Here is a 23,202-nt window from a genome sequence, read left to right on the forward strand (position 1 = left end):
TTTCAATAGAACGATAAATGAAAAGACTAAAATTTATACTCGTTGAATTCTAGCAGCTATTTTTATATGGGTTAGGGGACGCGGCGGCCTACATTCTTTACAAAAATAGATATTTGGCAGAATTTGTTTTCAGATAGATAACGCGGATTGCATCTTTGCAAAACTGCGGATGCCTCGTTCTTCATCCTAGGCATCCGCAGTTTTGCTGTGGCAGATGATTTTGCCGCTGCCTTCTGACCGAGCAGCGGCAATCTTTTACTCGATCGCCGCTCCAGTTGCGGCAAATAAATGAAGCTTGGTTTTATCTGCGCCCAAGTATAATTTAGAACTGTTTCGGATCTCCGGGGACGAAGGCAAACGCACGATCAAATGCGAAGGTTTATCGCTCGAGCCAGTTGCGCCCAAAGCGCTGTCCTCTGTTTGAATCGTATTGAAGGGCGACTCAGCATAGACAATAGCCTCATGTCCCAAAGCTTCCACGGTTTTGATATCGATCTCCAGACATTCCTCTGCTGGTGTATCGGCACGAGCGAGGTAAAACGCTTCTGGGCGCAACCCTGCAAAAATGGTTTGATTCCGGTACCGACCCAACTGCTGGTATCGATCGACCGTTGCGGGATCGAGCGTCAGGGTTTGAGGACCAAAATCGATCGCGAAGGAACCGCTTTCCAATTGATGCAGTTGGGTTTGAAAAATATTCATGGCCGGACTGCCCATGAATCCCGCGACAAACACATTGGCAGGGCGATCGTAGAGATCTTGAGGGGCGGCAATTTGCTGGAGTTCGCCTTTGAGCATCACGGCAACGCGATCTCCCATGGTCATGGCTTCAACTTGGTCGTGGGTGACGTAAACCATCGTGGTTCCCAGTCGCCGCTGTAATTCTGCAATTTCGGTGCGGATTTGGGTCCTCATTTTGGCATCTAGATTCGAGAGCGGTTCGTCCATCAAAAAGACAGAAGGATCGCGCACGATCGCCCGTCCCATTGCGACGCGCTGCCGTTGACCGCCGGAGAGCTGCTTGGGTTTGCGATCTAGCAGCGCTTCTAGTCCCAGTTGCTGCGCTGCTGCGATAACTTTATTCTGAATTTCCCCCTTGGAAAGCCCCAGCATGCGGAGCGGAAATTCTAGATTCTGCCGCACGGTCATGTGGGGGTACAGGGCATAGTTTTGGAAGACCATCGCAATGTTGCGCTGTTGGGGCGTTCGATCGTTCGCGATGCGATCGCCAATGCGGAGCGTACCGCTGGAAATGTCTTCTAGACCTGCCAGCATTCTAAGGGCCGTGGATTTACCGCAGCCCGAAGGACCGACAAAGACTAAGAATTCTCCATCTTTGATATCCAGACATAGATTTTTAATGGCTGCAAAGCCATTGGCATAGATCTTATTGACATTCTGGAATGTTACAGATGCCATAGCCGTTACTCCCTCAAACGTTTGCCATGCTGTCTACCCTTTAGTGCCAGTGGACGCGACGCCTTCAACAAACCACTTCTGGAAGACCAAGAACACGATTAGAATGGGTGCCACCATCATCGCGCCAAAACTCATGATGTCGCCCCATTGAAGCGGCGGTAGGGTTTGAAACGCGGCGATCGCCACGGGTAGAGGCCGCACCCGTTCGTCGATGGTGACCATGAGCGGCCAGAGAAAAGACCCCCACTGCGTCAAAAAGGTAAGAATTGTAACGCTGGCAAAGACTGGTAGCGAGACCGGAACGATGATTTCAAAGAAGGTACGAATCGTGCCAGCGCCATCCACGCGCGCCGCTTCTTCGAGTTCTTTGGGCAGACCGATGAAGAAGGTATAAAACAGATAAATGGAAAAGGCATTGGCAATAAAGGGCAGAATCTGTGCCGCGTAAGTATTGCGCCAGCCGAACAGCGTGACTTGGAAAAACAGAGGAACGGCGATCGCCTCTAGGGGAATAATCATCAGGGCCAGCACTAGGGCAAAGAGTAGCCTACGTCCCCGCCAGCGCAAGCGCGCAAAAGCATAGGCTGCCAGTGAATTGACCGGCAACCCCGCAAGGACGATCGCGCCCGTGATGAAGAGAGAGTTAAAGAAGAAGCGAGCAAAATCGACCCGTTCGAAAACATCCCAATAGTTTTGGAAGGAGGCTCGATCGGGTAAAAATGCTTTGAATGTCCCTGCTTCTAACAGCACGAGATCGTCGGGCTTGAGACTGCCAACGATCGTAAAAGCAATCGGCGCAACAAAAAGTAGGGCCAGAACCGCGAGCAACAAGTAGCTACCAAGGCTGCTCGACAACTTCCGAATTTGCTGCTGCGCTCCTCGCGCTCCTTTGATATTGTTTTGAGTTGTGTCTTCCATCGATTGACGTCCTATTCATCAATGACTTGCTCTTCCCTAACCAAGATCCTTTGCGCGATCGTAATCGCCAGCACAATGATGAAGAATATCACCGTCATTGCAGCCCCCTTTGCCATCTTTTGCTGTTCGAAGGCTGCTTTGACCGTCTCATACATCACTGTGGTGGTGGCATCGTTGGGACCGCCTTGGGTCATGATTTGCACCTGATCGAAGAGACGAAAGGACAAAATAGTGGTGACTAACATGACAAAGATGAGGGTGTTGCGCAGTTGGGGTAAGGTGACAAATCGGAATTGATTCCACGCATTGCCCCCATCAATGGCGGCTGCTTCATACAAGGAAGATGGAATCGCCTGTAATCCTGCCAACACGATTACCATCTGGAATCCCACTCCCTGCCACAGGGACAACAGCATGATAGACGGTAACGCGAAGACTGGATCGCGCAAGAAGTCTCGGGGCACCCAAACGCCAAAAGTAACAAAGTCCAAAAATGCATTCATCATGCCGTTGGCGCCTGGCGCGTAAATCACAGTCCAGATGACGGCAACCAGGGACATCGGAAAGACGACGGGCATGAAGAAGAGGGTGCGAAACAGGGCCATCCCTTTGAGGGGGCGGTTCAGCAGCAACGCCAGGCCGAGCGCTAATGTCGTTTGGACGGGGACGACGACTAAGGCAAAAAGGCCATTGTTGAGTAGGGCTTGGCGAAAACTGGGGTCGAGCCAAATTCTGCGATACTGCTCCAGTCCCAGAAATTGAAGGGGCAAGGGAGATCCTAGGCGCAGGTTTGTGAAGGATAGGGCGATCGCCAGCAGGAAGGGTAGGGCGATGAAGAGAAATAATCCTCCCAGTGCGGGGGCAGCCATGATGAGGGCCGCACGCGTATCGTCTTTGACCGTTGGAATTTTAGGATGGGTCATGCGTTGAAGTCCCAAATGACGGCAGGGGGTAAGGATTCCCGAGGGGGAATCTACGTAACGCTCAAGGGTTTCGGGCGACGGGGCTAACGTCTGGATAGCCTTGGTTGTCTTGAATGTCCAGATCGATGGTCGTTGCTGCTTTATCTAACGCTGTTTTGACTTCAAGGCCGTTGCGAATATCCGCAAAGGCTTCTTGAAAGGCCGATGTGATGACGGGATAGGCGGGGGTTTGGGGACGCGGGACGGTCTGGCCTGCTAGGAGTTGAGCGGCAAAGAGATGGAGCGGCCCGCTGGGGGAATAGAGGCTGGACTGCGCGATCGCCGTTTTCGTTCCCGGTACGGCACCGTTCGCGCTTGCGATCGCGAGGACTTCCTGGGGTTGCAATAAAAATTCGAGAAAGCGCATGGCGGCTTTTGGGTTTTGACAATTTGCCGTAATGCCCCAGTTCCAGGAACCCTGGCCCGTTCTGGACCCGTTGCCAAAATTAGGGAGCGGCAAAACCACGAGATCGGCTCCGACCGCTTTGGCATAGTCTCGATAAACCCAATGTCCCGCCCAAGAAAGGGCAACTCTCCCGTTTGTGAAGGCTGCATCGTCGATGTTGGGGTCTACATAACCGCGCTGAATCCACACCTGCACTTGCCTCATGGCTGAAACTGAGGCTGGATTGTTCAGGCTCCCACTTGCAGATAAGCCATTACTGCGCCGAATGAGATCGCCGCCAGCGGACTGAAGAATGGGCGAAAATCCATAGGTGAACCACTCGCCTCGATAGTTGAGCTTGAGGTCGAGGACTTGGCGATCGCTATCTTTTTGAGCCAGTGCAGCTAGAGCCCGATCGAATTCCGGGATAGTCCAGGCATCTTTGTTTCCTGCTGGAATTCGGATGCCTGCAGCATTTAATTGCTTGCGGCGAGCATACAAGCCGAGACCCGAATCAAAGGTGGCGACAGAATAGAGACGGCCTTTGTAAGTTCCCTGTTGAATAATGGAAGGCAGTAAATCCTGTCGAACGGCTTTAGAAATGAGATTGTCGATAGGGATGAGGTTTTGCTGCCAGACGTAGTTGTAGACGAACGGCCCGTCAAATTCCAAGATATCTGGCAAGTCTTTGGATAGCGATGCAGCTTGAACTTGAGCGTTGTAGGCGCCTTCGGGGATGAAGGTTACTTGGATAACAGGTGCTTTTTGGGATGCGTTGAACCGTTTGACCTGTTGAGCGATGACCTGACGTTCCGATGCTTGGCCAGCGTGAACCCAGAGTTGTAATGTCCCTTCTTTGGCAGCGGGTTTGCTGCAACTGCTCAGGGTTAGCAGGAAAGGGACCAGTAAACTGAGAGACGGTTTGAAAAATTTCACAGGCATTACACTCGCTCAATATTCGCCCGCGTAATGGGGTTGCACCCACAAAAACTCGCGGCGTTTGTTTTGAGGTCAAGTTTTGGAACTCCCTCGCGTCGCGCCTCTTCAATACACCGCTCTGCTTCCCGATACGCTTTATCTCGTGCCATATTCAGCGCTCTCGCTTACCGCTCTACAGCTTTAGCCACAGTATAACCATCGGCTGTTTTCGTTCGGGGATTTGGCAGAAAAGGTAATCCCGTCTAGACTCCTTCCCCAACACCGCTCACCCCCAGCCGAGTTAAAGTAACAAATATTTTCAATTCGCCAAACAATCATGGTTACTCTGGATCGATTGCAACGAGCGTCATCCACCTCCTTTGACATTCGCAAATGCCCTCCCCTCCTATATCCCTCGGCACAACTGAGTCGGTAACTGCTGCACCGATCGCAGAAAGGGAGATGGATCTTCCAACGCCTGGGACAAAACGAGCGCGCCTTGAACGGCGATCGCCGCATCTTCACCCCGCTGTCGAGCGAGCTCTCGATCCATCCCAGCTTCGACCAATACGGCGGCGATCGCATCGATCCACCCGCGAAACAGCGCCTTCACCTTTGCGTGAAACACATCGCGGGCCGAACCCAACAACAAAATTGCGAACACGCAGGGCTGCGTTCCCCCCTCATAGAGTTCGGTGAGGCGATCGCACATGCACCGGAACCGAGCGATAGCATCTCCAGGGCTGGCGAGGGGTTGCAGAATGTTGCGACTCAACCAGTCCTCTAGATGCTCCAAGACCGCCTCCACCATTTCATCCTTCCCCCCTGGAAAGTGGTGGTAAAGACTGGCCTTTCCCAAACCAGTGGCTTCAGAAATCCTTGCAAGGGTCGCGCCATCGTAACCGTACTGCCGGAATAGCTGCAATAGACACGGAACATACGTTGCTTTAGGCATGTTGGAAATTTAGAACGGTACTGATTGACAGTATACCGAACGAACGGTACAGTTAATCTATACCGAACGAACGGTACAGTTTGAAGAATTAGAAGAGGATTAAACATGATTGCGCTCTACGGTCACGAAATGTCTGGGAATAGCTACAAAGCGAGACTCCTGCTGGAACTCTTAAACATCGAGTACGAGTGGGTCAAAGTGGACTTGATGCAGGGCGAACACAAGTCGCCGGACTATTTGGCACTCAACCCTTTCGGACAAGTTCCTTTGCTGGTGGATGGGGAAATAAACATCGCAGATGCCCAGGCCATTTTGGTCTATCTGGCACGGCAGTACGGCGGGGAACAGTGGCTCCCGCTGGAAGCGCTTCCCCTCGCTCGAGTTGCGCGCTGGCTGTCGACCGCAGCAGGAGAGGTGCGTCAAGGGCCGGAAAACGCTCGACTTTACTACGTGTTTGGGACCACCAATATCAATATCGAACGGGCGCATCAGAAGGCAGCGTACATCCTCACCCAACTGAACCAGCATTTGAGTACCCGCACTTGGTTAGAGTTCGAGCGTCCCACCATCGCCGATGTTGCGATCTTTCCCTATGTCGCGCTGGCGAGAGATGGCAAAATCGACCTGGATGGTTATCCCCACGTACTGGCATGGATCGATCGGGTCAAACAACTCCCTGGATATATCCCCATGGCAGGACTGTAGGCGGCTTCTCCCAATTTCCCAACCAGAACGGAGCAAACACACCATGGCAATTCCAGGCTGGACGCACTCAGAATCCCCCTTTCACGCTGGAGAGCTAGCCATCCAATCTCGTCTGGGGGTGCGAGAGCGGATGGATAATCAAGGCCGACGCGTAATTCGAGACTATCTGCCCGAGCAGTTTCGGCAGTTTTTCGCCCAACTCCCCTACGTCATTGTCGGTACGGTGGATCGAGTCGGTAATCCTTGGGCTTCTATCCTGGTCGGGGAACCCGGCTTTCTCGCCTCCCCGGACGATCGGACGTTAAGCATTGCGGCCAAACCTCTGTTTGGCGATCCCTTGAGCGACAGTCTTGCAGATGGTATAGACATCGGTATTCTGGGCATCGAACTACACAGCCGCCGCCGCAATCGCCTGAACGGGACAGTCACCGCCACCCATGCCGATGGCTTTGAAGTGCGGGTGGGGCAAAGCTTTGGCAACTGTCCTCAATACATTCAGGCGCGGATGTTTGAACTCGGCCCCAGCGATTCGACCGCCCCCAAGCCCGTCCGTCCGCTCGAAACATTGGGCGAAGCGGAACGAGCCGCGATCGCGGCGGCTGACACCTTTTTCATTGCGACGGCCTATCAAGACGAATCTGCGGGTTCTGCAAGGGGCGTAGATGCATCCCATCGGGGTGGCAAACCCGGCTTTGCGCGCGTTGACGACGATCGAACGTTGACCGTGCCCGATTTCTCCGGCAATTATCATTTCAATACATTCGGCAACCTAGCGCTGAATCCCCGAGCGGGGTTGCTGTTTGTGGATTTTGACCGAGGCGATCTCCTCTATCTCACGGGCACTGCCGAGGTCATTTGGGAAGGCGCCGAAATTAGCATCTATGAAGGTGCTGAGCGATTGTTACGCTTCCATCTCGAGCGGGGATATTGGGTGGAAGGGGGCCTTCCCTTGCGTTGGTCTGCTCCAGAATTTTCACCTTTCCTCGATCGCACGGGTTCGTGGTAAATACGGCTATTGGCCTTGCCAACCTGCGTATTGTCGGTCAATCTCGATCTCAAACATCCTAATTCTCAAAATATTACTCTGACCTATGGAAACCAAGCCGCCTCTTCCTCCGTTTACCCTAGAAACTGCCAAAGCCAAAGTACAGGCGGCAGAAGATGCCTGGAATACCCGCGATCCAGAGCGGGTAGCCTTGGCCTATACCGAAGATTCCGAATGGCGCAATCGGGCAGAATTTTTCAGCGGGCGAGCTGCCATCAAGGCATTTCTCCAACGCAAATGGGCAAAAGAATTAGATTATCGCTTGCGCAAAGAACTCTGGTGTTTTGCGGACAACCAGATTGCAGTGCGATTTGAGTACGAGTGGCACGATGATTCTGGCTCTTGGTATCGCGCCTACGGCAACGAAAACTGGGAATTTGCCGAAAATGGCTTGATGAGGCGCCGATTTGCCAGCATCAACGACCTGCCCATTCAAGAGTCCGATCGCAAATTCCGCTGGGAGCGTACCCTACCGCTTTAGTGCGACAGGACTGAAAGGGACGAACAGGCGATCGATCCGGCGGTGCTAGCACCTTTTGCAGCAAGTCGCCCGTCAGGTCAGTACAATAAAGGCAAACGAGTGGAGGCAAAAGCGATCGACCTAGGTTCAACCGATCGACAAGACTACCCCATGATTTAACTCGTCAGCTCCTTTGCGAGGGCGTTCGGTTTCTCCCTTTAGAGATTTTAACGGTATCTATGCTCTCTCCTATTGAGTCCTCTCTAAATCCTGAAAGTCATTTAAGTTTAAATTCACTCAGTCAAGAACTATCCACCCCCCTGTTTTCAGGGGTAGCCAATGGAACCCCAATTTCAATCCGCTCCCGATTCGTAGGAGAACGCCTGAACCTCAAAACGTTAGAAACGACTGCTCCGCTCTCCTCCAACCCCTTGCTCATTCGTGCGGGAAGCGACGGTTGCGCGGTACTGTTTCGCTATGGGGTAGTGGTTTTATTTAACCTTAGCGCCATAGAAGAAGTTAGCTTTTTAGAGAATCTGAAGCCATTGATCTCAGAACCCGCCCAAACAGTGGTTTCCGAGCAAATTGAAGCGATCTTCGACGCAGAGGCGAAAGAACGGATCGGCAGCACCGCGATTTGGCTGCAAGACCGCAGCGTCGAACGCCTTCAGGTGGTTGCAGATATCTTTGCAAAAAGCGTCATCCTTGAATATTACGAAAATCAAATTGCTCGGCTATTCGAGCGCATTCGACCCTTTGCAGATGCCATTCAAAACCAAGGCGTGCGGCGCCCCAAAGACCGAGAGCTCCTGCGCCAAATTGGCGGTACTCTCCTCATTCAGCACAAGATGGTGGGCATCGTTGAAGTCGGCGAAAAGCCAGACCCGCTATGGGAGCGACCCGATTTAGAGCGCCTCTATTTGCGACTCGAGGACGAGTACGAACTGAGAGAGCGATTGCTGGCACTAGAGCGCAAGCTAGCGCTGGTTTCGCGCACAGCCGAAACGGCTCTAGAGTTGATGCAGCACGACAGCAGCCATCGAGTGGAGTGGTATATCGTCGCGCTCATTGTGGTGGAAATTTTACTTTCAGTTTACGAGTTATGGCTTAAGAAGGCTTAGGGAGCGTATCTCTCAGCATAGCGCTCGCACATCCAAAACATCTCAGCTAAACGTTCGTTAGGGCTTTTCCCGCTAACACCAGGGTTGGCGATCGCGCTTGGATGTCCCTCGCTCAGCGGGGGCTGCTTTTTCCGTCGAGCTAAACATCAGCACTTCTGTCACAAGCGTTTCCCCATCCTGTCGTTCCCGCCTTGATGCATTGCAGTCCTCATCAAGCCCCTGTTTCTCGCCAAAAGACGTCTGTTTTTGTCTTCTAGCCTGAGTTTCCCCTGCGATCGTGTTTTTCCCTCAAGGAATTTTATTCTTTACACCTTTGAAGCGCCAGAGAATTGACGCCTGCGCGCTCCATATCCTATTTATTAACTAAAGACCGATTTACTCGTCAATCTAACTCGTCAAAACGTTACGATTAATTACAGCATTAATCCATCCCATCATTTTCACGTTTTCACAATTTCTACGATCGAGCACTTAAGCTTATCTAAATTAATAGTTCTGGGGTAAAAACATGTCGACGACATTTACAATTATTAGCTTGGGAGCTAGGGGCGTAGGTAAAACAATGTTTCTAGCATATAATTGTGCAGAAATTTTACGTTCTAGCCCAAAAAAAGGAAGTACAGAAAATCTATGGTTTGAATGTGCAGACAAAGAAGCCCAAGAAAAGATTGAAAAATTAGTTGAATATATTATTAGAACTGGCAACTATCCGCCGCCAACCTTTAAAATTGAAGATTTTGTTTTCAGCTTAAAGGGGAAAGGACTGAAAGCCGATAAAACGCTGTGTCAGTTTCGCTGGTCAGATTTGCCGGGGGAGTGGTGCAATAGTCAAAACCCAGAGTTTCAATCTGTTTTATTAAAGTCCCACGGATGCTGCGTCTTTGTGGATGTTCATGCAATCCTAAATGATGAATCTTACCAGAAGACCGTTGAAACCATGATGAATCAGGTTGAGGCGATCGCCTCTCTCGCCAACAAAAATAATCTCAAGTATCCTTTTTCACTCATCTGTACGAAGTGCGATTTGGTGGACTTAAGTCCGGTCGGTCTAATTCAGATAGAAGAAAAGCTATTACCTATCCTTAGCCGACTAGAAGCAGTCAAAGCAAATTTTAGGCGGTTTTATTCTCCCATTCACACCCTTGATTCGCCTAAAAATGGAATTCTAGATTTCAAGAATGCAAAAGTTCCCTTATTGTGGTTAATTACCGAACTGCAAAAACTACACGGCTCAGATGTTCAACTCGATCTAGGCAACAGCCTAAATCGAGCAATATCGAGTTCGTTGAATGATTCAACAAATGATTCAACAAAAATCCCAAGCGGTAATAATCTCCCTGTCTATTCGTCAAAATCCTTTCTCAACTGGAAAACCCTGAGATCTCAAAAGACTGTATTAGCAATATTGTTAGGTTGCGGAGTCTTGAGCGCGATCTTAGCTCTATTCTTAAATTTAGATATCTTTCGCCCTAAGACGGCAGAGGCCACTGCAAAACAAAAGATTCAGCAATATGAAGATGTACTTCAAATAGATGCATCTAACCGGGATGCCATTACTCAAATCGTAGATGCATACTTAGAGCTAGGACAACCCGATCGAGCGATTACTCGCCTAGAAAAATTAATTGAAACCTCTCCCAAAGATATTAATACTTTATTTGAGCTTGCAGGTCTATACACTTTGACCGGACAAGATGACAAAGAAGAAAATACCTACGATAAAATTTTAAGTCAGGATGGCAACAACGTCATGGCGTTAGTAGGAAAAGCGAGCATTCGAAAGAAAAAAAATGACCTCAAAACAGCCAAGGCATTGTTTGAAAAAGCCGAAAAAATTGCCCCAACAAAAAAATCAAAAGAAACAATAAATTCAATTTCAAACTTAGGAAATAAATAGTTACTAGGTCAACTCTTCGATCGCTCAATAATATCAGCCAAAATCTGATAATGTAATAATTCAATCAAAATTCCTTTAAAAACCTCAAAGCTATCTATGGCAAGGAGTTTGGTTCTGTGGTTTCATTGCGCCGCAATCGTCCCCGTTCTCGATTTTTGTACCTCAGGCAAGCTTCCCCGATCTTTATAGCTTTAATGTTGTTCGGAACCGCGTGCGCGGCGATCGCGACTCCTACTGAAACAGATCTCTTAGCGGCAACCCAGAAAATGCAGCAAGATCTCAAGGTTATGGTAGACACCCTTTGGGTTGTCTTTGCCAGCAGTCTTGTATTCTTTATGAATGCAGGGTTTGCAATGCTGGAGGCCGGATTTTGCAGATCCAAAAATGCTGCGAACCTGCTGACCAAAAATTTAATTGTATTTGCGCTGACCACCGTCGCATTTTGGAGCATTGGATTTGGATTGATGTTTGGATTTGGTGGGGACTGGAGTAATCCCGCTGCCTCAGATAATGGCGTTCTCGGACTTCATGGTTTTTTCTTAAATGGAGCGGATAATAGCCCGCTCGCAGGTCAAGACTATCGAGGTGTGTATCGGGCGATCGGTTGGGCAGGAATCCCGCTTCAAGCCAAGTTTTTTTTCCAGCTCGTGTTCGCAGGAACCGCTGCAACCATCGTTTCTGGAGCAGTTGCCGAACGCATCAAATTTCTTGCTTTTGTCCTGTTTAGCATTTTCTTGACGGGCATTGCGTACCCGATTGTAGGCCATTGGATTTGGGGTGGCGGATGGCTCTTTAAACAAGGCTTTTGGGACTTTGCCGGATCTACCGTCGTCCATTCCGTCGGCGGATGGTCTGCCCTTATTGGTGCCATCTTATTAGGCCCTCGGATCGGTAAATATAAAGATGGAGAATCTCTAGCACTCCCCGGTCATAACCTTTCTCTGTCCACCCTCGGTTGCTTTATTCTCTGGTTGGGTTGGTTTGGATTCAATGCTGGTTCAACGTTGAGTCTAGAGCCGAGTACCATTACTCACATTCTTGTGGTGACGAATTTTGCCGCAGCGATGGGCGGCATTACATCAATGGCAACGGCTTGGCTGTATTTCGGCAAGCCCGATCTTTCCGTCATGATTAACGGAATCCTAGGCGGATTGGTGAGCGTTACTGCAGCCTGTCGATTTGTGAATATTGGTTCTGCTGCCTTTATCGGCTCGATCGCAGGCATTTTAATCATTATTGCGGTCGATATGCTAGACCGTTGGAATATTGACGACCCGGTTGGCGCTGTTTCAGTTCATCTAGTTTGCGGAATTTGGGGTACAGCTGCCGTGGGGTTATTTGCCGTGGGCGCTCGCAAAGAAAGTTCGTTTCATTTTGTGCCCTACTTGGAGGGACCCCGTCAAGGATTGTTTGTCGGCGGCGGACTCGAAGGGATCAATCAACTGCTCGTTCAGCTTCTGGGGATTGCGACTGTAGGACTGTTTACCGTATTAACCAGTTGGGCCATCTGGTCTTTGCTCAAGACCCTTGTGGGGTTGAGGGTGACGAAAGAATCGGAACTGAGAGGATTGGACCTGAGCGAACACGGGTTGCAAGCCTACAGTGGTTTTATGCTCAAAAGCGACATTACTGCAGAACCCTATGAGGAATAACCCGATGTGGATTAAAGCGACGGGCGTCAGATATCCTCATTCTGAGCTAACGCGTCTTCCTCTATAGGTCACCGCTGGGTTCAACGGCAATGACGAAGACGAAGGTGATTCTGGCGTATTGTTTGGACTAGGTTCCAGTCGTAACGGTTCAGCCTGCAAATCTGCGAGGACTAACTCATCGTCAACATTAGAGATGACTTCTATTTCTGTCCGCAGTTTTTTGACTGCACGGCTGACCTCGCCCTCTAACAATCCCATGGGCACTTTTTCCGACTTGATGAGGAGATATAGATCGGTACCGCAACTTCTAAGAATGATGTATCCTTCCTGACTGCAAACAGAGACGGCTTCAATGTCCTGCCAAAGCAATTCGTCCTGGGTATTTCTGAGTAGGTTCAGCATATTACCCGATAGAATGCCAGCCGTATTTTCATCAATTCCAATAGGAGAAACGATCGACTGCCCCTCGCCAGAAACTAGAGCTGTTCCTTGAATTCCAGGTTTAGTAAAAAGCTGCGTGAGAATAGTTGTCAGGTTATCGAGATTCATAGTCGTTTCTCCAAAGAACTGTCTAGGGCTGACAAGCGATTTGGACGGAAGCGGACGATCGAGGCTAGGATGCATCTCTTCAAGGGATGGTGAATACTCTATCGATGTTGTTTCTGGTATTGCGATAGAACGCGACTCTGGAAGCGAAGGGGATTGCTCGATCGATTCTGGTTCTGCATAAAACCAGTTTTGTAGGGTCTGCGACTCAAGCGCGCGATAATTTTCTACGCGCTGGCTCGGGGGCAATTCAACGCCCTGACGGGCGGCGCTGTAGTCTTGGATATTGTCCACGCTAATGGATAAAAGCCTGTCGGGAGGCTTCTCGAGTCGCTCGATCCATTCTACCGGACCTTTTTGCAGGCAGGTCAAGATTTGGCTTAGCTGTTTTGCTTCCAGCGGGGTTGGCAAATAATAAGCCATGAAGTAAGGCACATCGGCACGCTTCAATTCATCTTTTCCATCATGATAAAGCCAGCCAAATAATGCTCCTAATCCTGTAGAAAACAGATTGCAGAGATAAACGGCTCGGTAGCCCGGTTTTGGAGGAAAATAAGTATCCCAAGAGGCTTGCACGACCTGACTGACGAAAACGCGTTCGACGGTTTCTGGAACATCTGTACTTTTGAGTAAGACAAAACCGCTTTGATAAAAGCTCGTGTAGATTAGCTGCCCCATCTGTAACCCTTGATGAGCGATCGCCGATTCAACCGTCCTTGCATCCCACTTAGCCACGGAAAACCTCTGACTCCAAAATGCTCGAAATAGCTTTTTCCGATTGCGGATTTAATATAAAACCTACTTGGATGATAGCTGCTTTTATCAAACGATTCATCAGACCCTCAAGGATCCGGCAGTGCCTCAAGCCGAGAAGAAGAAAGGAATTGAACTGAAGGTGCAAGCAATCTTGCATCAGCAAATAGAGGATCCCCGCATCTTTGCGACAGGATTCGATTCCGCTATTGTTATAGATCGGAATCTATGTTGCACGAGAGGCTCTAAACAATTGCCTGCTAAATTACGGTGGATTATCGGAATATTGATTTTGATTTCAGGGCTATCAGCCGCTGGCAGTTGGCTCTTCAGTCAAATCTTCATTCGCGAAAATGCTGCTTCCGAACAGACCCATCAGCAACTTTTTTCAACTTCATCCATTAAGACGCTTACCAGCCAGAAAGGTGCCATCTATTCGCTCGCAATTAGCCCTGACGGCAATACGTTTGTCAGCGGTAGCGGCGATAATACCGTCGCACAGTGGGACCTTAAGACAGGGATGCTATTACGGACTTTTTTGCTGCACAGCCAGCCAGTCGTCGCCGTTGCGATCGCTCCTGACGGACGGACGTTAGTGAGCGGGAGCCGCGATCGAACGATTGGAGTATGGGATCTAAAAACGGGTCAGCGCTTGACAACCCTTCCAGGCGGGAAGGGATGGGTCAAGGCCGTCGCTTTTGGTCAAAATAGCGATCGCATTGCAGCGGGAAATGATGATGGAAGCATTGCATTTTGGGCGTTAAATCCAGAGAAATTTTTGCGGAACCTTCCGGCAAATCAGGACGGCATTGAAGCCATCGCTTTTTCGCCGGACAGTTCGCTCTTGGCAAGCAGCGGAGAAGACAATACGATCAAGCTTTGGGATCCAGCAGGACAACTGGTTCGCACGCTGACGGGTCATAAAACCCACCCAGAGGCGATCGTCTTTACGCCCGATGGCGAAAGTTTGATCGGCGGCGATACCAAAGATCTGCGGCAGTGGAATGTCCGCACTGGGACTGTAAAGCAGTTCTTTAAATCTGGGTCGCTGTCCGGCTTGGTTCGCAGTTTGGCCGTCAGCCCAGATGGGAAGTGGTTAGCGAGCGGCCATACGGACAATACGATAAGGCTGTGGGCAATTCAAACCGGAGAACTGTTAAGTACTTTCGCCGAGCATAAGGATTGGGTTTTGTCTGTGGCGCTCAGTCCCGATGGGAAGACATTGATTAGTGGCGGTCGCGACAAAACCATTAAACTCTGGAAGTTAAAACCAGAAGAGACTCAATAGCTGCTTGAGGAAGGGGAAAATAAGCTTAAAAAAATATATTGTTCTGTTCTGCTGCATAGGGTATTTGTTAAATGATTTCTAGAAAAGAGGATGGCGAATTATAGGAGTGTAAGGCTTTGCACCCTCTAGGTTAGGGCGGGTAGTTTTTGTTTCTGGAATGGCCTGACTCTATGAAGCAAAATTATAAACTGGTGTTTCAATAACACGAACTGGCTTCTTTTTGCTTAGAATGATTTGCTGCAAACTCTCAACAGTTGATGGAGAGAAAAACTGCTCACCCGTTTCTACATTGACGCGTGCAGGCACATTTTCAATTAGAAATAGTTTGCCATCCATCTCCAGTGAGTAAGTCACAGTCTGTTCCACGAGCGTTTCATCCCAGTCACTAGTCATTGTTGTCTCTCCTTTGGGTAAAATCATCGTTCCATTGTGTCAAATCAGGCTCGTATAGAGTAATTATTTTAATAACTGTACGAGAGGGATAGCTACATTGGACATGGATATTTCGGTTGGCCTGAGTTAGCCCAGAAATTAAACAGCTAGCTCCATATTTATCATCAGGATAATCTTCGATGACTTGTCCATTAGCAATTGCTTCTATGACCTCTTTTACTCGAATGCCTCGCAAAATTGACCGATCAACTGCATGTTTGGAAAACTCAAATTGACCGCAAACGATTTTTTGACGAATTTCTTCAATAAGCTTTGACATGCCACCATTATATCTGCTCGTAATATTTTAAATTCAGGTTTTGAGATCTAACGACTAAAGCCTCACTGAACGAACTTGCACTTTGCGAGATAACTGTAACAGATCGATATATTACGCAGTACAAGAGCTTGCGAACTATTTTTGGATAAGTTCAAAAGATGAAATTCCAACTCTTTGAGATAATATTATATCTTGAATTGCTTTTTCTTTCCATACAATGCCGAGTTGAGCAAGGAATGGATCATTTCCTACTCGACCTGAATAAATTCCAAGAAAACGATAGCCTTTTCCAAAAAATGTATGTTTTAGATCGAGCAATTCTATACCTTCTGGCACCCAAAAACCAGATTCTTTTGCATACACAGGGGAACCAGACATCCCTTCTCTAGTTGCAGTATCTATATACATTTTTGGCAAATCGTCAATATTAACATCTGGCTCTGAAGCAATACTTCCACGTTTCCAAATGGGAAAAAGACCACCTCCATTTATTCCTCGTGGAAATCCTAAAATAAAAACATCCATTCCAGGAAGCAACTTAAGCTTTTCCAAATTGAGTAAGTTAGAATTTGCTGTTATAGTAGCCGTTGGACTTGGCTCTTTAAGCTCAATTGCAATGATATCTACGGCAGAAGAATGATGGGGATGCTCCCACCATACTGGGTTTAATCGCTCATCATCTTCATACAGCTTCAAAACTCTTGGAATCCATTGAATTATCGATCTATCTTCGAATATTTCGTGATAAGGGAAATGGATAATAAGATTGTCTGGTATTGCAGCCTGTTTTGATATTAGAGAATAATCCCAAGGATGACGTCCTGTTACATTATGCCAATTTGTTATGAGATAATCTTTATTTTCATAGTTATAGAAGAATGAGGTGCCAATGCCTAAGTCTACCTCTTCGTATCTCGAAGTAAGGTGAATTGGAACGTAAGATAGTTGTGATTGGATCTTAGGACGCATTTAGCTAACTTATCACTGCCTATAAAACCCGTAGGAGACTTGCAATGCTATCCACGGCATCTAGGGTGCGAATCTCATCTAGGGCCGTATGAAAATCTCCCTCGCGCACGGCGTGGGTGACAACGACAATTTCCGCAAGCGAATCCCGCACGCCAGTCTGCACGAGAGACTCTAAACTGACCTGATGATTCCCAAAACAGGTACCCAGCTTGCCAATGACGCCGGGGTGGTCCTTCGTGAGAAACCGAACGTAGAATCGGGTAACAAGCTCAGAAATAGGCTCAACCTGACTGTAGGAATGATGAGAACAGGCCAGCAGCGGATGGACGGAGGGCGTATTGGGATTGGTTGCGGCCAAGCCAGCCTTGAGCAGCGCCGCAACGTTGATAATATCCGAGACCACCGCGCTAGCGGTCGGCCCCGCACCCGCGCCGGGGCCGAAGAACATCACCTGTCCCAGGGGTTCGCCCTCGATCAGGATGGCGTTGTAAACATCATTCACGCTGGCGAGGGGATGGGCTTTGGGCACGAGGGTTGCGTGAACGCGCACTTGAAGGCGATCGGGGATGCCCGCATCTGAAGGAGCGGTGTCGGGCCGTTTGGCGATCGCCAGTAACTTAATCGCAAACCCCAGCTTATCCGCATAGGCAATATCCGAAGCGCTCACAGCCCGGATCCCCTCGCGATGAACGTCGTCTAGCTTGATGCGCCCCCCAAACGCCAGGGAAGCCAAAATTGCAATCTTATCCCCCGCATCTAACCCATCCACATCGGCAGTCGGGTCGGCTTCGGCATAGCCGAGGCGCTGGGCGTCGGCCAAGATATCGTCAAAGCTTCGGCCCGACTGCTGCATCTGGGTCAGGATGTAATTGGTCGTCCCATTCAGGATCCCCATTACAGAAGCAATCCGATTGGCCCCCAGGGACTGCTTCATGGGTTGAATGACTGGGATGCCGCCTGCCACGGCTGCTTCGATCGTGACATAAACGCCCGCTTTGTTGGCTGCCGTAAAAATCTCGTCTCCGTGGCGAGAAATGACGGCTTTATTAGCCGTTACGACGTGTTTGCCGCGATCGATCGCCTTTAAAATCAAGCTCCGCGCGGGTTCGATGCCACCGATGACCTCAACGACAATATCAATCTCGGGATCCGTCACAATGGACTCTAGATCGGTGGTGATGCACTCGGCAGGGAGATCGACGGAGCGAGGCTTGGAGGGCGATCGCAGTCCCACGCGATGCAGCTCTAGCATTTGGAGGAGAGGATGCCGCCCATCGGGATTTTGCAAAATCGCCGCTACCCCAGTTCCCACTGTACCCAATCCCAGCAAACCGACTTTGAAACCCACAGCGTTTCCCCGCCTAATCTGTCTTTCCCATTGTGACATTTCCCGCGCTCTAGTAAGGAGTAGGAACTGGAGGATTTTCGTTACCATCCACAATACGATGCAACACATGCAATCGATGCGACACTGAAATCTATCAGCATCGTTGCAATCGGCTGTTATGCGAGTTCTGTTTGTCCATCAAAACTTCCCCGGGCAGTTCGTATATCTTGCGGCAACATTGGTGGCAAGGAATCACGAGGTTGTCGCGTTGGAGATCGAGCGGCGATCGCCTCTCCCAGGCATCAAAACGGTCTACTACAAGCCGCAGCGCAGTAGTAGTGTAAATCCATCCGTTTGCGGTGGACTTTGAAACAAAGCTGATTCGCGCGGAGGCTTGTGCGGCGGCGGCAGCTCAATTGAAGCAGGATGGCTTTGATCCCGATCGGATGCTGGAGATTCGGCGGCAAGCGCGGCGAACAATTGTAGAACAGTTTGATTTGCAAACGATTAGCTTGCAGGGGCAGGTAAAGTTGATTGAGGAATTGGGGTGTTGACAGTTACTAAGTACCCAGCGACAGCCTCAGACCGGAGCTGAAGCAGGTTTCAGGTTGTTTTCAAATTCTATAGAAACTATAATTCCTATAGAATCTATCGTAGGAATATTATGACTGGTAAAACCATCTCTGCCTACACCGATATAAAAACAGCCCATCGCATTGAATTGATTGCCCAGCAAGAGCATCGTAAAAAAGCGCAGATTGCTGGAACCGCTGTGAAGTTTTTTGTAGGCTTACCCGAAGAAGCACGCGCGGCTTGGCGGCAGATTGAAGCCCTTGGTACACCCGACGAGATCGAGCAGATCTCTCAAGAGATTGCCAAAACCTTACTTCACGCTCAATATGCGATCGCACACAAACAGGTTGTGCAAGAACTCCAAACTCAACAGCTTGGCGCGCTTGAAACAGAAGATGAGCTTTTAGACGCTGCGGTTTCTCTGACCCGCTAGACACACTATGTCTAATATCCTGCGGGTTTGCCTAGACCTTAATATTTGGTGTGCGGCTCTGTTGGCAGATGGTAAAGATAGAGAAAATACCGCATCCCAGAGTCTTGTAGCTATGATTCGCCAAGGCACTTGTTTATCTCGACCTGTCCAGCTTGTGATTTCCTGGGGAATGCTCAATCGTCTTCGCAAGGTGTTGACTCAAGATCTCAAGGTTTCGGAGCAAACGGCTGACTTTTACCTCAGTACGATCGCAGCCTATGCTCATCTGGGCGCTTTAGGAACCAGTCCTCAATTGACCTTAGGTGGTATGGGTGTGATTCCGCTGCGAGATACGGAGGATGCCCATGTGCTAGAAACGGCGATCGCCGGACGGGCAGATTTCCTCGTTACTGCTAATTTCAAAGATTTCATTATGGAAAAGACGGCGATCGTCAATCCAAATCGATATGCTCTGCATCAGGATCCAGAGGGTACCATTCATATTGTCCATCCCTACCTCATGATGGAATGGGCCCGCACTGGCAATATGCCTGACCCAATAAGGCGTCTTCAAAATCATCATGAATAATGCAGGTAGCATGGCAATTATGGAGATTGTAAGTCAGTCGGTGAAGGGGTGAGCGAGTTGCGGATGTTCTTCGGTTCTGGTTACAGGGTTTATTTCGGAGAATGCGGCAACGATCTAGTTGTTTTGCTCTGTGGCGGGGATAAAGGCAGTCAGGACACCGATATTCAACAGGCAAAAGTTTACTGGCAGAGGTATCTAAACGATGACCCACTATAGAACGCTTAGCGAGGTGACAGAAGATTATCTTCGCAAACGCCCTGATGAAATTGATGATTACATTACGGTGCTGTTTGATGAATATGCCGAAAGCGGTGATGCTGCTGCGCTACTGTCATCGCTTCGGATTGTTAGTCGCGTGAAGGGGGTTAGCCAGATAGCTGAAGTTGCTGGGCTGAGCCGCAAGGGACTACAAAAGGCTCTTTCAGAAAATGGCAACCCACAATTTAGCAGTGTGAATGCGATTCTGCACGCGATGGGCTACCACTTAACTCCACAAAAATTAGCCTCAACCAGCGCTGGATTGGAATAGCCTCGCGATCGCCTCCTTCCTCCCAGTTCCCCTTGACGGGGATTGCCCTTTATTGTGTCGTAACTGCCTGTAGTCGCAAAATAAAAATGACTTCTTGACGAAAAATGCATAGAGGGCAGAAATCCATGAACGACGTGCCTACTGGCGAAGCATTGACCCATGAATCTGCAACGGATTGGGAGCGTTTACGTAATAAGAGCGAGGAAGATATTCATGCCTCTATAGCGTCTGATCTAGACATCATCACTACTAATGAGGGTTTTTGAAAAACTGCTCAAGTGGTTTTACCGGAATGAACGCCTACAATCACAATCCGGCTTGATGCCAATGTGTTAACGTGGCAGAAGGATCAAGCCAAAGGCTACCAGATCCGCATTAATGCGATCTTACATGCTTAATAAATGCCCAGAACAACGAAGCAAGGTTATTGGGCTGCTAAAGTACAAGCAATTATTAATTAATAAAGATTTGAGACATGACATTGTACCGCACTTGATTGATGACCGCTATATCGAACAATCCAAAGACTTAATGAAGAGGCTCATCCAAAAACATGATTTTGAAATTTTTATGCACAATCATCAATTGCAGATATAGAATAATTTTTCTCTTTCGCATAAAGTTTTAAACTTCCCTTGTTAATAGGATATCCTTTTTTAGACAACCATCCATGATAATCATTATGTATTGTTCCTTTAATTACAATTAAGTTTTTTTCATCATTTACAAGAGACGGATCTTCAGATTTCCCTTCAATATGATGAACATGTTTTTCATCATTAGTAAAATCTTTTTGAGACAACTGACAAATCGCATGCTTTTTTTTGAGTCTGGAAAAGATTGAATCATTTTTTATTTTTTGACTCTTTCCTTCTTTCTGTGCAGAAAGTGCTAGTTGAGGGTGATTTGCAATTATAGTTGATAATAGTGCAAGGCTCGCTCTGTACTCAGTAGCTCTCGCAGGATTTTCTTTCGCAAGCTCTTCAAGCAAATTATATAAACCTACAGGATTTATTGCAGAAGAAACTTTATGTTTCGCAAATAAAATTGGTTCTCTAACTAAATATGCTTTTACTACGTCTGCATGATTATTAACGATTGTTTGGGCTTTTGCCTTGCTACTTGTAAGTAACACGCCATGAAGCTGATCAATCGGGACGTAAGCAGTCCCCTTTTCAATAATTAGATTGTCTACCAAGCCATTAAACTTAGAAACTTGTCCCGGAGTGAGAGAAGTTTCTAGTAAAAATTTTCCATCACCAAGGATTTCAATTCCTTTCATTCTTTATTTTCCTAGTCCATCATTCATTTCAACAAGTGTCATCATTTGATCGTAAAGATGCTTCAGGTTAGACATTTGCATATCTGTACCACCTTGGTCAGGATGATATTTTTGGGCTAGTGATTTATAAAACGACTTAGCAAAAGACTCAATTCTAGTTGCCTGCTCTGGGACATTAAAATCTGTGAATTTTGAACGTTCAAAATTTCCATCAATTAGCCAGAATCCAACTTCATCAAATTCTGTATTTTTAGATACAGATTTTTTTAGGGAATCATTCTCTCTGCGGAGAATTTCATTTTCTTTTTTTATTTCCGTTAATTGATCTTTTATTTGTTCGTAGGTAGGCAAATTAAGCTTTTCAATTAGAGTCTTCCAGCTATTTGCCTTTATTTTTAGATCTTCTTTTGCTATTTTTAAGGTTTTATATTTAGATTTGATTTCGTCAATATTATATTTTTTTTCGTTCATTTGATGTGCTCTTTTTGGCTTAGGATCTTTGTGGGTCAAGAATTACAATAAAAAATTAAATTTAACTAGGGATCTTAAAATCAAAATGTTTTTAACTATCCATAAAAGATTATAGACTTCCCCTATTACATAGTATTCCCAAATATTTCAAGTTATAGATCAGGCTGCAAGCTGATTTTTTTGATTTATACAAGGCAGGCTTTGTTCTTGCGGACGGGATTGCACTCACCGACTTTTATGTATAAAACCAAAAACAAAGGAGCGTCAATGTATTTGACGCTCCTTTATGATTTCAGATAATGAGACTGCTACTCTGCTGCGCCAGTCCCAATATCCTGCTTCTCTTGATCTTGGTCATCACCGCCTTCAGCGCGGTTGTCATTATTATAGAACCGACGACCATAGCGTCCGCCCGTCGAACGCTTGCGGAACTTCCGGGCATAGGCTTGATTTCGGAGTGCTTTTTCTTTCTTCAGGTTGCGGCGCTTCGCCATGTTGACCTCAACGTTTACTACAGCTCATACTGCCCAGGGCAGTATCGAATTTTTTTTCAAAGTGACCCGAACCTGATAGAGCTAGATCTACAGGCCCAAAGAAACATAGTAACATGGCTAGCATCCTGTTCCGGTAAAATTATTGCGGTGCCCATTGCCATGAGTTCTGCTTTAGAAATGGATGCTCTTACCCCTCGACTAGCGGCCAAGCTAGAGGCCATTTTGTACGTTAAAGCGCAGCCGCTATCGCTGAATGTGCTGGCGGAAGCGGCAGGGTGCGATCGCGAGGATGCCGAAGAAGCCCTCATCGAGCTGATGCAAGACTACGTCCAACGCGACAGCGCCCTAGAAATTGCCGAAACCGATGCGGGCTATAGCCTCCAGCTCAAGGAATCCTTTCAGCCATTAGTGGCCGCTCTGATTCCGACCGACCTCGGCGTCGGGATCCTGAGGACATTAGCTGCGATCGCCCTGAAAGGTCCCATTGCCCAGCCGGATTTGATCGAGCTGCGGGGTTCCGGCGTTTACCAGCACGTCCCGGAACTCGTCGAGCGCGGCTTCATTCAAAAGCGACGGTCCTCCAATGGGCGCACCTATACCCTCCAAGTCACCGAACAGTTTTATCAATACTTTGAGGTCGATCGGCTTCCTCAGGTTATAAAACGCGAGCCAGAACTCGATGCGCCAGAGCTTGGCGAGCCAGAACTCGATGTCCCAGAACTCGACGAACCAGAACTCGATGCGCCAGAACTCGATGCACCAGAACTTGGCGTGCCAGAACTCGAATAGAACCGCTACGCTAGTCAGTAAGCCAAGCACG

At 48.3% G+C, this 23,202-nt stretch carries 28 protein-coding genes and 1 pseudogene; 16 read left to right on the plus strand and 13 right to left on the minus strand.

The window, feature by feature from the left end:
• Positions 1–255: 255 nt before the first annotated feature.
• The 5 genes from R6H26_RS20925 to R6H26_RS20945 all read right to left on the minus strand — a co-directional run bounded on the left by R6H26_RS20925 (position 256) and on the right by R6H26_RS20945 (position 5,557).
• Positions 256–1,419, minus strand: coding sequence for an ABC transporter ATP-binding protein (locus R6H26_RS20925; protein ID WP_404785234.1), 1,164 nt, complete (start codon positions 1,417–1,419; stop codon positions 256–258).
• Positions 1,420–1,452: 33 nt separating this feature from the next.
• Positions 1,453–2,337, minus strand: a complete 885-nt coding sequence (locus tag R6H26_RS20930; RefSeq protein WP_404785235.1) for a carbohydrate ABC transporter permease — start codon at positions 2,335–2,337, stop codon at positions 1,453–1,455.
• Between the two features lie 11 nt (positions 2,338–2,348).
• Positions 2,349–3,260 (minus strand): carbohydrate ABC transporter permease, encoded by a 912-nt coding sequence (locus tag R6H26_RS20935; RefSeq protein ID WP_404785237.1) that lies wholly within the window; start codon positions 3,258–3,260, stop codon positions 2,349–2,351.
• Positions 3,261–3,321: 61 nt separating this feature from the next.
• Positions 3,322–4,626, minus strand: coding sequence for an ABC transporter substrate-binding protein (locus R6H26_RS20940; RefSeq protein WP_404785239.1), 1,305 nt, complete (start codon positions 4,624–4,626; stop codon positions 3,322–3,324).
• A gap of 382 nt (positions 4,627–5,008) precedes the next feature.
• Positions 5,009–5,557 (minus strand): TetR/AcrR family transcriptional regulator, encoded by a 549-nt coding sequence (locus R6H26_RS20945; RefSeq protein WP_404785240.1) that lies wholly within the window; start codon positions 5,555–5,557, stop codon positions 5,009–5,011.
• Positions 5,558–5,662: 105 nt separating this feature from the next.
• On the opposite strand from R6H26_RS20945, the gene R6H26_RS20950 reads away from it, so the two are divergent.
• The 6 genes from R6H26_RS20950 (at position 5,663) to R6H26_RS20975 (ending at position 12,437) form a co-directional block, all read left to right on the plus strand.
• Positions 5,663–6,262, plus strand: a complete 600-nt coding sequence (locus tag R6H26_RS20950) for a glutathione S-transferase family protein (RefSeq protein WP_404785241.1) — start codon at positions 5,663–5,665, stop codon at positions 6,260–6,262.
• Between the two features lie 43 nt (positions 6,263–6,305).
• A complete protein-coding gene (locus tag R6H26_RS20955) occupies positions 6,306–7,268 on the plus strand; it encodes a pyridoxamine 5'-phosphate oxidase family protein (protein ID WP_404785243.1) in 963 nt (320 codons plus the stop codon).
• Positions 7,269–7,353: 85 nt separating this feature from the next.
• Entirely contained in the window at positions 7,354–7,788 is a 435-nt protein-coding gene (locus R6H26_RS20960) for a DUF1348 family protein (RefSeq protein ID WP_404785245.1), read from the plus strand.
• Between the two features lie 218 nt (positions 7,789–8,006).
• Positions 8,007–8,888: an RMD1 family protein gene (locus tag R6H26_RS20965; protein WP_404785246.1), complete on the plus strand. Its 882-nt coding sequence runs from the start codon at positions 8,007–8,009 to the stop codon at positions 8,886–8,888.
• 508 nt (positions 8,889–9,396) lie between these two features.
• Positions 9,397–10,785 (plus strand): tetratricopeptide repeat protein, encoded by a 1,389-nt coding sequence (locus R6H26_RS20970; RefSeq protein ID WP_404785248.1) that lies wholly within the window; start codon positions 9,397–9,399, stop codon positions 10,783–10,785.
• A 194-nt stretch (positions 10,786–10,979) separates the two neighbouring features.
• The gene (locus R6H26_RS20975) at positions 10,980–12,437 is read left to right on the plus strand and encodes an ammonium transporter (RefSeq protein ID WP_404785250.1); all 1,458 of its coding nucleotides are present in this window, start codon (positions 10,980–10,982) and stop codon (positions 12,435–12,437) included.
• A gap of 36 nt (positions 12,438–12,473) precedes the next feature.
• On the opposite strand, the gene R6H26_RS20980 is transcribed toward R6H26_RS20975, so the two are convergent.
• On the minus strand, positions 12,474–13,718 hold the full coding sequence (locus tag R6H26_RS20980) for a roadblock/LC7 domain-containing protein (RefSeq protein ID WP_404785252.1): 1,245 nt from the start codon (positions 13,716–13,718) through the stop codon (positions 12,474–12,476).
• A 271-nt stretch (positions 13,719–13,989) separates the two neighbouring features.
• Here R6H26_RS20980 and R6H26_RS20985 point away from each other — a divergent pair, with 271 nt between their 5' ends.
• Positions 13,990–15,024, plus strand: coding sequence for a WD40 repeat domain-containing protein (locus tag R6H26_RS20985; protein WP_404785253.1), 1,035 nt, complete (start codon positions 13,990–13,992; stop codon positions 15,022–15,024).
• Positions 15,025–15,192: 168 nt separating this feature from the next.
• Here the strand turns inward: R6H26_RS20985 and R6H26_RS20990 are convergent, their stop codons facing one another.
• The 4 genes from R6H26_RS20990 to R6H26_RS21005 form a co-directional block, all read right to left on the minus strand.
• The gene (locus R6H26_RS20990) at positions 15,193–15,417 is read right to left on the minus strand and encodes a hypothetical protein (protein WP_404785255.1); all 225 of its coding nucleotides are present in this window, start codon (positions 15,415–15,417) and stop codon (positions 15,193–15,195) included.
• Positions 15,410–15,736, minus strand: coding sequence for a DUF4258 domain-containing protein (locus R6H26_RS20995; protein ID WP_404785256.1), 327 nt, complete (start codon positions 15,734–15,736; stop codon positions 15,410–15,412). Before R6H26_RS20995 ends, R6H26_RS20990 begins: the two co-directional genes overlap by 8 nt.
• Before the next feature lie 135 nt (positions 15,737–15,871).
• On the minus strand, positions 15,872–16,705 hold the full coding sequence (locus R6H26_RS21000) for a trypsin-like peptidase domain-containing protein (RefSeq protein WP_404785258.1): 834 nt from the start codon (positions 16,703–16,705) through the stop codon (positions 15,872–15,874).
• A gap of 19 nt (positions 16,706–16,724) precedes the next feature.
• Positions 16,725–18,053, minus strand: a complete 1,329-nt coding sequence (locus R6H26_RS21005; RefSeq protein WP_404785259.1) for a homoserine dehydrogenase — start codon at positions 18,051–18,053, stop codon at positions 16,725–16,727.
• A gap of 220 nt (positions 18,054–18,273) precedes the next feature.
• Here R6H26_RS21005 and R6H26_RS21010 point away from each other — a divergent pair, with 220 nt between their 5' ends.
• The 8 genes and pseudogenes from R6H26_RS21010 to R6H26_RS21045 all read left to right on the plus strand — a co-directional run bounded on the left by R6H26_RS21010 (position 18,274) and on the right by R6H26_RS21045 (position 20,533).
• The gene (locus R6H26_RS21010; protein ID WP_404785260.1) at positions 18,274–18,402 is read left to right on the plus strand and encodes a hypothetical protein; all 129 of its coding nucleotides are present in this window, start codon (positions 18,274–18,276) and stop codon (positions 18,400–18,402) included.
• Complete coding sequence (locus tag R6H26_RS21015; protein ID WP_404785261.1) at positions 18,392–18,586, plus strand: hypothetical protein; 195 nt, start codon at positions 18,392–18,394, stop codon at positions 18,584–18,586. Before R6H26_RS21010 ends, R6H26_RS21015 begins: the two co-directional genes overlap by 11 nt.
• A gap of 110 nt (positions 18,587–18,696) precedes the next feature.
• A complete protein-coding gene (locus tag R6H26_RS21020) occupies positions 18,697–19,038 on the plus strand; it encodes a hypothetical protein (protein WP_404785262.1) in 342 nt (113 codons plus the stop codon).
• A 7-nt stretch (positions 19,039–19,045) separates the two neighbouring features.
• A complete protein-coding gene (locus tag R6H26_RS21025; protein ID WP_404785264.1) occupies positions 19,046–19,606 on the plus strand; it encodes a PIN domain-containing protein in 561 nt (186 codons plus the stop codon).
• Between the two features lie 24 nt (positions 19,607–19,630).
• Positions 19,631–19,822: pseudogene (locus R6H26_RS21030) on the plus strand (type II toxin-antitoxin system RelE/ParE family toxin); the annotation flags it as partial.
• Entirely contained in the window at positions 19,809–20,135 is a 327-nt protein-coding gene (locus tag R6H26_RS21035) for an addiction module antidote protein (RefSeq protein WP_404785266.1), read from the plus strand. The pseudogene R6H26_RS21030 and the gene R6H26_RS21035, both read left to right, overlap by 14 nt.
• A gap of 125 nt (positions 20,136–20,260) precedes the next feature.
• The gene (locus R6H26_RS21040; RefSeq protein WP_404785267.1) at positions 20,261–20,401 is read left to right on the plus strand and encodes a hypothetical protein; all 141 of its coding nucleotides are present in this window, start codon (positions 20,261–20,263) and stop codon (positions 20,399–20,401) included.
• A gap of 45 nt (positions 20,402–20,446) precedes the next feature.
• Positions 20,447–20,533 (plus strand): BrnA antitoxin family protein, encoded by an 87-nt coding sequence (locus R6H26_RS21045; RefSeq protein WP_404791395.1) that lies wholly within the window; start codon positions 20,447–20,449, stop codon positions 20,531–20,533.
• A 170-nt stretch (positions 20,534–20,703) separates the two neighbouring features.
• Here R6H26_RS21045 and R6H26_RS21050 read toward each other — a convergent pair whose 3' ends face one another.
• The 3 genes from R6H26_RS21050 to R6H26_RS21060 form a co-directional block, all read right to left on the minus strand.
• Positions 20,704–21,417 (minus strand): hypothetical protein, encoded by a 714-nt coding sequence (locus tag R6H26_RS21050; protein WP_404785269.1) that lies wholly within the window; start codon positions 21,415–21,417, stop codon positions 20,704–20,706.
• A gap of 3 nt (positions 21,418–21,420) precedes the next feature.
• Positions 21,421–21,927: a hypothetical protein gene (locus tag R6H26_RS21055; RefSeq protein WP_404785270.1), complete on the minus strand. Its 507-nt coding sequence runs from the start codon at positions 21,925–21,927 to the stop codon at positions 21,421–21,423.
• 269 nt (positions 21,928–22,196) lie between these two features.
• Positions 22,197–22,382: a hypothetical protein gene (locus R6H26_RS21060; RefSeq protein ID WP_404785272.1), complete on the minus strand. Its 186-nt coding sequence runs from the start codon at positions 22,380–22,382 to the stop codon at positions 22,197–22,199.
• 159 nt (positions 22,383–22,541) lie between these two features.
• On the opposite strand from R6H26_RS21060, the gene scpB reads away from it, so the two are divergent.
• A complete protein-coding gene (gene scpB, locus R6H26_RS21065; protein ID WP_404785274.1) occupies positions 22,542–23,171 on the plus strand; it encodes an SMC-Scp complex subunit ScpB in 630 nt (209 codons plus the stop codon).
• Positions 23,172–23,202: the final 31 nt, after the last annotated feature.

Source organism: Altericista sp. CCNU0014, from assembly GCF_044923475.1.
Lineage (GTDB): Bacteria > Cyanobacteriota > Cyanobacteriia > Thermosynechococcales > Thermosynechococcaceae > JAAURS01.